Source organism: Arthrobacter sp. NPDC056493, assembly GCF_042795115.1.
Taxonomy (GTDB): domain Bacteria; phylum Actinomycetota; class Actinomycetes; order Actinomycetales; family Micrococcaceae; genus Arthrobacter.
In genome coordinates, this window is record NZ_JBHTSL010000009.1 from 119,881 (window position 1) to 127,529 (window position 7,649).

Annotated in this window: 10 protein-coding genes; 5 read left to right on the forward strand and 5 right to left on the reverse strand. The window is 64.7% G+C overall.

All coding sequences use genetic code 11. From position 1 onward, the window contains the following. Positions 1–147: 147 nt before the first annotated feature. From ACFQ50_RS06350 to ACFQ50_RS06360, 3 genes are read right to left on the reverse strand one after another with little or no spacing between them, the layout of a single operon-like run. Complete coding sequence (locus ACFQ50_RS06350; protein WP_377994683.1) at positions 148–486, reverse strand: hypothetical protein; 339 nt, start codon at positions 484–486, stop codon at positions 148–150. 56 nt (positions 487–542) lie between these two features. Then, positions 543–1,523, reverse strand: a complete 981-nt coding sequence (locus ACFQ50_RS06355) for a TIGR03086 family metal-binding protein (protein WP_377994684.1) — start codon at positions 1,521–1,523, stop codon at positions 543–545. Positions 1,524–1,556: 33 nt separating this feature from the next. Then, positions 1,557–1,889, reverse strand: coding sequence for an ArsR/SmtB family transcription factor (locus tag ACFQ50_RS06360; protein WP_377994685.1), 333 nt, complete (start codon positions 1,887–1,889; stop codon positions 1,557–1,559). A gap of 199 nt (positions 1,890–2,088) precedes the next feature. Between ACFQ50_RS06360 and ACFQ50_RS06365 the strand changes: the two genes are divergently transcribed. The 3 genes from ACFQ50_RS06365 to ACFQ50_RS06375 are packed head-to-tail and all read left to right on the forward strand — an operon-like array spanning position 2,089 to position 4,149. Continuing rightward, positions 2,089–2,943 (forward strand): NAD(P)/FAD-dependent oxidoreductase, encoded by an 855-nt coding sequence (locus ACFQ50_RS06365; protein WP_377994686.1) that lies wholly within the window; start codon positions 2,089–2,091, stop codon positions 2,941–2,943. Positions 2,944–2,987: 44 nt separating this feature from the next. Beyond that, entirely contained in the window at positions 2,988–3,269 is a 282-nt protein-coding gene (locus ACFQ50_RS06370; protein WP_377994687.1) for a hypothetical protein, read from the forward strand. A gap of 4 nt (positions 3,270–3,273) precedes the next feature. After that, complete coding sequence (locus ACFQ50_RS06375) at positions 3,274–4,149, forward strand: RNA polymerase sigma-70 factor (RefSeq protein ID WP_377994688.1); 876 nt, start codon at positions 3,274–3,276, stop codon at positions 4,147–4,149. Positions 4,150–4,894: 745 nt separating this feature from the next. On the opposite strand, the gene ACFQ50_RS06380 is transcribed toward ACFQ50_RS06375, so the two are convergent. Then, on the reverse strand, positions 4,895–5,551 hold the full coding sequence (locus ACFQ50_RS06380; protein ID WP_377994689.1) for a hypothetical protein: 657 nt from the start codon (positions 5,549–5,551) through the stop codon (positions 4,895–4,897). A gap of 515 nt (positions 5,552–6,066) precedes the next feature. On the opposite strand from ACFQ50_RS06380, the gene ACFQ50_RS06385 reads away from it, so the two are divergent. After that, a complete protein-coding gene (locus tag ACFQ50_RS06385; RefSeq protein ID WP_377994690.1) occupies positions 6,067–6,369 on the forward strand; it encodes a DUF4193 domain-containing protein in 303 nt (100 codons plus the stop codon). Between the two features lie 290 nt (positions 6,370–6,659). Here the strand turns inward: ACFQ50_RS06385 and ACFQ50_RS06390 are convergent, their stop codons facing one another. Continuing rightward, the gene (locus ACFQ50_RS06390) at positions 6,660–6,950 is read right to left on the reverse strand and encodes a cupredoxin domain-containing protein (protein WP_377994694.1); all 291 of its coding nucleotides are present in this window, start codon (positions 6,948–6,950) and stop codon (positions 6,660–6,662) included. Between ACFQ50_RS06390 and ACFQ50_RS06395 the strand changes: the two genes are divergently transcribed. Next, on the forward strand, positions 6,892–7,080 hold the full coding sequence (locus ACFQ50_RS06395) for a hypothetical protein (RefSeq protein ID WP_377994697.1): 189 nt from the start codon (positions 6,892–6,894) through the stop codon (positions 7,078–7,080). The genes ACFQ50_RS06390 and ACFQ50_RS06395 overlap by 59 nt on opposite strands. Positions 7,081–7,649 lie beyond the last annotated feature (569 nt).

Below are 7,649 nucleotides of genomic sequence, written 5' to 3' on the forward strand. Positions count from 1 at the left end.
TCGCGCGGTCAAATTGTGGCCCCCTCCACCGCGGGGTCGGGCCGCCCCTGGCACTGGGGTGCGGGTGGGGGGTGTTGGGGGGGGCCCGGTCTGTTTCGCCGCTGCCTGTCGAGCAGCGGCGAACACGCGTCCGTTTGCTGTGCCCTGTTACATGCCGGGGATCTGCTGGGCTTCGTGAACCTCGATTTCGCATCCGCCGGGCATGGTCAGGTGCGGGTGCTGCTTGGCGAGTTCAACGGCCGCCTTGAGGCTTTCCGCTTCGATGATGCTGTATCCGACGACCTCGCGCTGACTCGGAGCGGTGGCTCCGCCGGGGGAAACGCGGACTCCATGGGTAAGCGGGCTTCCGAAATCAATGAGGCCCTCGCCGACCTTGGCGCCCCAGGCGTTCCACTGTTCCATGACGGCAGCCATGTCTTCCGGAGCCGCCGGCGCGGCCTCGGCCGGGGTCGAAGGAGCGTGGTAGATGAAGACAAACCGGGACATGTCATTCCTGCTTTCGGGTCGGTTTGGTGAGTGGGTTGCTGGCGTGAGGGGGAGAGTCAGGCGGCGACGGTCCGGCCGGTGAACGCGATCAGGCGTTCGAGGCTGCCGGCGGTCTCCGCGACCGGCTGGGCGGGGGCGAAGCTGCCGTTGGCCCGGACCTGATCGGAGATGGTCTGCTGGGCCAGCCCTTCAACGTAGTCGGTGACGACGTCGGAGGCGACGACTTCCTGTCCGGTGGCCGTGGCGAAGTCCCATGCGTGCACGAGCAACTCGAGGTTGAGGATGCCGGCGACCATGGTGGCCGGCAGTTCGGCGAAGCCCATGTCGACGGCGCCCTCGATGCCGCGGCGGCTGAAGGCTTCCAGCGAGACCTGGGCGAGCCCGGCGATGCGCACCTCAGGGGTGGCGTCCGTGTCGTCTGACAGCTCTGCTCCGAGGGCGCCGCCGATGTGCTGCAGTGAACCGGCCAGGTGATCCAGGAGCTCATGGGCGGTGAACGATTCACAGGGAGTTGCCTTGTCCCGGTCCGCCGGGGTGAGCTTGCGCAGCACGCCGAGCAGTACTGCGAGGGATGCCTCGGCGCAGTTGAGGTGATCGATGGGGTCCGGGGCGGCGGCCCACGCGTCCGGTCCGGCGCCCGAATCCGTGGATGTTTCTGCGACCAGGCGCTCGAGGTAGTGGTTCCAGCCTTCGGCGTGTGCTGCGGCCTGGTCGGGTGTGAGTCCCTCGTGGACCAGGCGCAGTGTGGTGCCGTCGGCGTCGGGCTCGAGTGTGATGGTCACGGTGGACGCCCCGGGTTCCAGGTCCATGCCGGTTTCCCAGCCCCAGGTGAACACGATGCGCTTGCCCGGTTCGATCTCCTGGAAAGTGCCGGCTGCGTGATGGCCGGGCGTGACGGTCCAGCGGTATTCCCCGCCGACCCGAAGGTCCACCCGGGCTGCAACTGTCTGCCAGCGGCGCAGACGCTCCGGCTCGGTGATGAGCGCAAACGCCTCGTCGGCGCTGACCGGCAAATGGATGGTCTTGTCAAAGCTCATGTGAACAGTTCCTTCGTTGAATCGAAACGGTGGCTAGGTAGCGTGATGCTGCGGGGGAGCCGGGCGGTCCCTGGCCAGGGAAGCGGCGTCCGCGGCCAGGAGATCCAGTTCATGGGTCCAAAATTGCTCGACCAGTTCGCGGAGCCTGGCCATGCCCTCCGGGTTGAGTTTGTAATACCTGTTGCGGCCGACTTTACGGGCGGACACAAGAGCGGCCTGTTCCAGCAGCAGCAGGTGTTGTGACACCGCGGAGCGGCTCACCGTGAAATGGGCGGCCAGTTCCCCGACCGACTGTTCATGGTCGGCCAGAAGATGAAGCAGGCGGCGCCGGTTCGGTTCCGCAGCAATCTCCAAGGCATCCAACACAGAGAATACGTTAGTGGCTGCTAACGTATTTAGCAACAGGGTCGTGACGAAAGGCTGCGGATGAACGGTGTGGGTGGGACGTGTTGGGAAGGCGCTCAGGCTCCTGTACTTTCGATTTCGCGGCAAGGCCCTCCCTGTCACATTCCGTAGCGCGGCGGTGTCCTATGTTAAACAACGGATCTCTTGATGGGAGTTGAAAATGTCATCGCGTCGCGTGGTTATCATCGGAGCCGGGTATGCCGGGGTTATGGCGGCGAACAGGCTCGCCGGGCGCAGGCAGCCGGACGACCTGAATGTCACTGTGGTCAACCCGGGTGCAGACCTTATCCAGCGGATCCGGTTGCATGAGGTGGCTGCGGGGAGCAGGGCAACGGCGCAAGTACCGATGAGATCGGTCCTGAGCGGGCGTGCGGAGTTCATTGAGGACAGCGCCTCGCGGATCGACCCCGTCAACCGCCACGTGTATTTCTCAAGCGGCCGCGAACCTATCGGCTATGACACGTTGCTCTACGCCGTCGGCAGCGGCCATACGTCGGCGGACGTGCCGGCAGGGGCGCATGGGTTCGGCGATGCAGAATCCGCCAGCCGTCTACGGGCCAGGCTTTCGCAACTGGATGAGGGCGCTGCCGTCAGCATCGTCGGTGCCGGCCTGACCGGCATCGAGCTAGCTGCAGAAATAGCCGAGCAGTATCCGCGGTTGCACGTTCGGCTCATTTCCCGCGGGATCATCGGCAGCGACCTGTCCGGTTCAGGCCAACACGCGGTGCGGAGCAGGCTTGCGGCGCTGGGTGTTGAAATTCTGGAAAATACAGACGTGCAATGGCGCGATGACTCGACGCTGACGACCTCAGGCGGGTACATTCTGACCTCCGACTGCGCGGTCTGGGCGGCGGGATTCCGCGTGCCGGGCCTGGCGCGGGACAGCGGGCTGCCCACCGACGCAGAAGGCAGGCTCATCGTCGACGAGTCGTTGTCCTGTCCGGAGTATCCGGAGATCTTCGGGGCCGGCGACGCTGTCCGGGTCCGGACTCGGTCGGCGGCCACCTGCGGATGAGCTGCGCGACGGCTTTGCCGCTGGGCGCACATGCGGCGGACAGCATGATCGCCCGCCTGCAGAACCGGCCCGCGGCTGCGCTGTCGGCCGGTTTCATGTTCCGCTGTATCAGCCTGGGCCGCAGGTCGGGGCTCATCCAGACCGTTGCCGCTGATGACCGGCCACGGCAGTTTGTCGTTCAGGGCCGTCTTGCAGGGCTTGCGAAAGAGCAGGTGTGTCGAATGACGCTGTCCTGGATTCGGGGCGAGCGTCGCCGGAGCGGTTCGTTCAGGTGGCCCAAGGGCCCGCTGCCAGCCGACGTCGCCGTGCCGGTGGAAGCCAGGTAAGGCGGTGGGATCGGCAACCGTCTTCGAAGAGCACCGCTCCCTGCTGTTTACCATTGCCTACGAAATCACCGGAAGCGTCACAGATGCCGAGGACGTCCTCCAGGAAAGCTATCTGAGATGGTCCGCCGTGGACGCTGACGGCATCCGGAATCAGCGGGCATACCTGGCCAAAACCGTGACCCGCCAGGCGCTGAATTCCCTTCGGGCAACTCAACGGCGCCGGGAAGACTACATCGGCCCCTGGCTGCCGGAACCCGTGGTGACACTGCCCGATGTTGCCGAGGATGCCGTACTGGCTGACGCGGTCTCCTTCGCCATGCTCGTCGTCCTCGAGAGCCTGTCCCCGGACGAACGGGCCGTCTTCGTCCTCCGCGAGGTCTTCGACTTCCCGTACGCCGAGATCGCCGACGCTACCGGCAAGTCACCGGCGGCCGTTCGCCAGCTGGCTAGCAGGGCCAAAGCGCATGTGCAGGCGCGGCAACCACGCTTCGAAGTGGATGCACAGCGGCAAAAGGCGGTCACCGACCGGTTTATCTCAGCGACCCTTGGGGGTGACGTCCAGGCGCTCATGGATATCCTCGCGCCCGGGGCCGTCCTCCTGTCCGACGGTGGCGGAAAGGTCTCGGCGGCGCGCAGGCCTGTTGTCGGTGCGGACCACGTCGCCCGCTTCCTGCTTGGTATCGCCACGAAACCCATTCCCGACATGCGTGTAGAGATGTCGTCACTGAACGGGATGCCGGCCATTCTGATTTACAGCGGAGCTGTTGTCGATCTGGCCATCATGGTGGAGTCCGACAATGACCATGTGACCGGCCTGTACCTGGTCCGGAACCCGGACAAGCTCGGCGCGGCCACCACGTCCCGACAGCTCAGCCGCTGACGGTTCGTGTGGCCGGGGCGTGACGTTACCCGGCCACACTGAATTGGCCGCCGGCCAGTAACTGCGCGGCAGCTTCATTCCGGTCTCGGCCACGACCTCGCGGAGCTGCTTCGGGTAGTCGGTGAGCAGCCCGCCGCCGGTGGCGACCATGGCCCGCGTGGTGTGGGAGCGGCCGACCATGTCTTTGGTGATGTACGGGATGTAGTTGGCATCATCCACGGTGCCGTTCTGGGGTGTGCCGTGCACGGGGAAAATGGGCCCAGCCACGGGGACTTGCCAGGCTGGCCGGCCTGCAGGAAGTCGTTATTGGTCAGTGGCCGCCAGAGTCCGGGGTGCCTGCTGCCGGACGGGGCGTAAAGGCGCGCAAGTCGAAGCGTTCGATGGAAACCGGGTGCCGCATGGTGGCGGCCTTGATGTCGCCGAAAGGTACCGCCTGACGGCGGTGGCGACGTTCTTTCCGGCGGTCGAGGCGATTCGTCGTGTCCGTACTGGTGCTCGCTTTCGGACCCGTCGAACTCTACACTGGGGGCCGAAGCAACAGCGGGCCCTTTGCCCCGGTCACGGCCGGATACGTGGGAGACAGTTTGCTGGACCCCCGGACTTGGCTGCGGCACAAGGGGGTTGCTTCGTATGACCGACACATCCGCGCCGTCCAAGTACAGTACGGTCGAGATGTCTTGCAGGGGTTCAAACCCATTGCCTGTCGCCGAGGGCCAGGTTCCTTCTGAACGCCCACAAGCTCAGATTAGCGACCAGGGCGGGGGCTCTCCTTGAGGGCAAATGCTGCGCTTTCCGTGACCGCGCCTATCGCGGAAAGCGTCGCACCGGACGGTGCGGAGTATCCAACCTCAGCGGCAGGGTCTGCCACCGCTGATGCGGGGACCTGGACCTGCACGCCCCCGGACGGGCAGGGAACCGGAAGACGTCCGTTTTCGGGAGCGGCCCTAGCCATCGCGGTGGGCCATCGGGCCTGCGCCCGCACGACGCCGGATGCCCAGACCATGCGCTGGTCGGCTCCGTTGTAGTAGCCGATCCGGAAGGCTTGGATGTTGATGCTGCCCAGGGTGGAGTCGACGTCGAGGTCCACAGTCCGCCGCCGGGGCGTGGACGCGTACTGGCCCAGGAATCCATCCAGCGTCGTCGTCGACGACCAGCGTGTCGGGACCTGGTCGCTGGGAGTGCCGGGTCGACGGTTTTCCTTCGCCACATCTAACACGCTGAGCGAACCCGGCCCCGCCGCCGACGCAACACCGCGGGCGGGACTGGTGGCGCCGCCGCCTGTACGCGGATATTCCAGTGGCGTCAGGAAGGAAAGGGCCAGGCAGAAAATTGTCAGGAAGGAAAGCGCAAAACCCGCTCTGACTGCGATGCGGCGCCGGACGTCTGACTGCTTCCCGGTCATGTTGCCAGTGATCATTCTCCCGGGCCCCGTTGAGGGGGCGCGCGCAAACGCATGAACTGCCCGGACTTCCAAACCTCTACGGACCGCCAGTTGCCTCAGGCTTTGGAGGGCGAGATATCCTTTCCGGGGGCCGGAGGGCTGAATATGTCAACCTGATTCAGGACCACTTAGACGGCTTGGTTCAGGGCCACCTTGGATCCAAGCTGAGCAACATGTCAGTGTCCTTCCTGGCCCTATTGGTCTCATCATGGGCCTGCACTCTGAGCCGACGGTGAGACGTCGCTGAGACTCTTCTCATCATGAGCCATTGGAACGCTTGCGCTCCGGGGGAGCACGCCCGGTTGGGCTCCGGTGCGGTGCTTTGGCAAGATTCCCGCTTGGGGACCGGGCTGAAGCGAAGGACAAGTTTTGCGGTCTCCCGGGCACTGCATGCGGTTGGCCAGTTGCGGGAACACCGGAGACATCATTTGCGTTGCAGTTCCGTCAGGCAAAACGCCCGAGAGAGAAGGACCGAAGTGGCAACGGATTACGACGAGGTACGCTCCGACGTTAAGGAGTCCCAGGACCGTTCGCTGGAGGCTCTGCAATCGGCTAACGCCCCGGATGCGCGGAGCGTCGTCCGCGAGCTGGACGAAACCGATGCGCTGGATGAGGCCATGACCCCGGGCGGGGAGTTCGTCGCCGAGGAACTGATTGTTCAGGTGGTTCCCCAGGCCAAGGATGAGTTCACCTGCTATTCCTGCTTTCTGGTCCGGCACAAGTCCCAGCTCGCACGGGTAAAGGATGGCCACTCATATTGCATCGAGTGCGAGGGATAAGGGCGACACTGGATGCTGGGCAGCAACGGCAACCGTAACATCTGGATGCAGTTTGCCGTTCCGTCATCGCTCGGAATAGCCTCCCGCAAAGCGAGGGTCCAAGCCAGTGCCTCCCGACAGGGCGGCCAAGCACTGCACCGAAGGCCTGTCTGGTTACTACGCCTCATCATCGGCACGGCGAGTGCCCGGATGGGCTTTCGGCCTCCGGCAGCTTTCCGGCTGCTGCGGGCGCAGAGAATCCCGGCCGACCAGCCCGGAGCGCCGTTGGCCCACGGCGCAGGAACGTCCGTTTACTTGACGGTCAGAGCCCCGTGCATGTTCGCATGGTACGCGCAATGGAAAGGATAGGTTCCGGGTTTGGACGGAGCCGTGAACGTGGCCGTCCCGCCGCCCTGAGCTTCTGCATCGAACGCCGATCCTTCGTCCGCTGTCACGGTATGATCAGCGGAATCCATGTTTGTCACCGTCACCGTCGCGCCTGGGGAGACAGAGGCGGGCGTTTGGTAAGAGAAGTCTTTGATCGTGATAGCCGTAGCCGAAGCCGCCGGACCGGAGTCGGTCGCGGTCCCGGATGCCGGCATCGACGACGACGGGCCTGTTGACGTGCTCCCAGCTGTCGGGCTCACCGTCGCAGATGGAGTGCTGCTGCCGGAGCTGCATCCCACCGTTCCGCACAGCATCACCACTAATGCCAGGGTGGCCACCGCGTGACCTGTTGACATGGGCCACCGTCCTCAGATGTACGTGAATTTCATGTGCTTCATTGTGCTCCCTGGCGACTGCAAGGCCAAGGTGCAGGCTGCAAGCACCTCGACGTGATCATCGACCCTGTCGGGCCCGACGGGACGGCCAATGCCAGGTGGCGCTCTACGGGCGCCAGACCGTCAACTCCCGCGGCCGTCACGAACTTGTCCGCTCGAAAAAATTCGGACGCCCTTTGGGGTCGTCGTCTGCACCCAGCCCGACCTCCGCAGAAGCTGAATGGATCTGGGACACCATCTGGCGCTCCCACGCCGTCTCTGAACAAGCCCAGCACCTCCGCCGCGCTACGGGCGCGCGGGCAGGGCATGTGGACGCTTCCCAACTATCTCGGCAGCCCTGAGATGCCTCTATCTGGCGTCTCGTGCACTGGACCTGATCGGCAGGGCACGCGGCCACACGCTGGAAGCCGGTGATCCTGTTTGTTGTTTGGGTGTTGGTGTGATTTGGGTCTCGTGGTGAGTGGTGTGTTTTTGGGGGTGAGCGGTGTGGTGGGGTGGTCGGGCGGTTGTGTCTGGTTG

Excerpts from the sequence above, each read along its gene's own strand:
- ACFQ50_RS06350 (WP_377994683.1), bottom strand. The coding sequence starts at position 486 with ATGTCCCGGTTTGTCTTCATCTACCACGCTCCTTCGACCCCGGCCGAG.
- ACFQ50_RS06355 (WP_377994684.1), bottom strand. The coding sequence starts at position 1,523 with ATGAGCTTTGACAAGACCATCCATTTGCCGGTCAGCGCCGACGAGGCG.
- ACFQ50_RS06365 (WP_377994686.1), top strand. The coding sequence starts at position 2,089 with ATGTCATCGCGTCGCGTGGTTATCATCGGAGCCGGGTATGCCGGGGTT.
- ACFQ50_RS06370 (WP_377994687.1), top strand. The coding sequence starts at position 2,988 with ATGATCGCCCGCCTGCAGAACCGGCCCGCGGCTGCGCTGTCGGCCGGT.
- ACFQ50_RS06380 (WP_377994689.1), bottom strand. The coding sequence starts at position 5,551 with ATGACCGGGAAGCAGTCAGACGTCCGGCGCCGCATCGCAGTCAGAGCG.
- ACFQ50_RS06390 (WP_377994694.1), bottom strand. The coding sequence starts at position 6,950 with ATGCCGGCATCCGGGACCGCGACCGACTCCGGTCCGGCGGCTTCGGCT.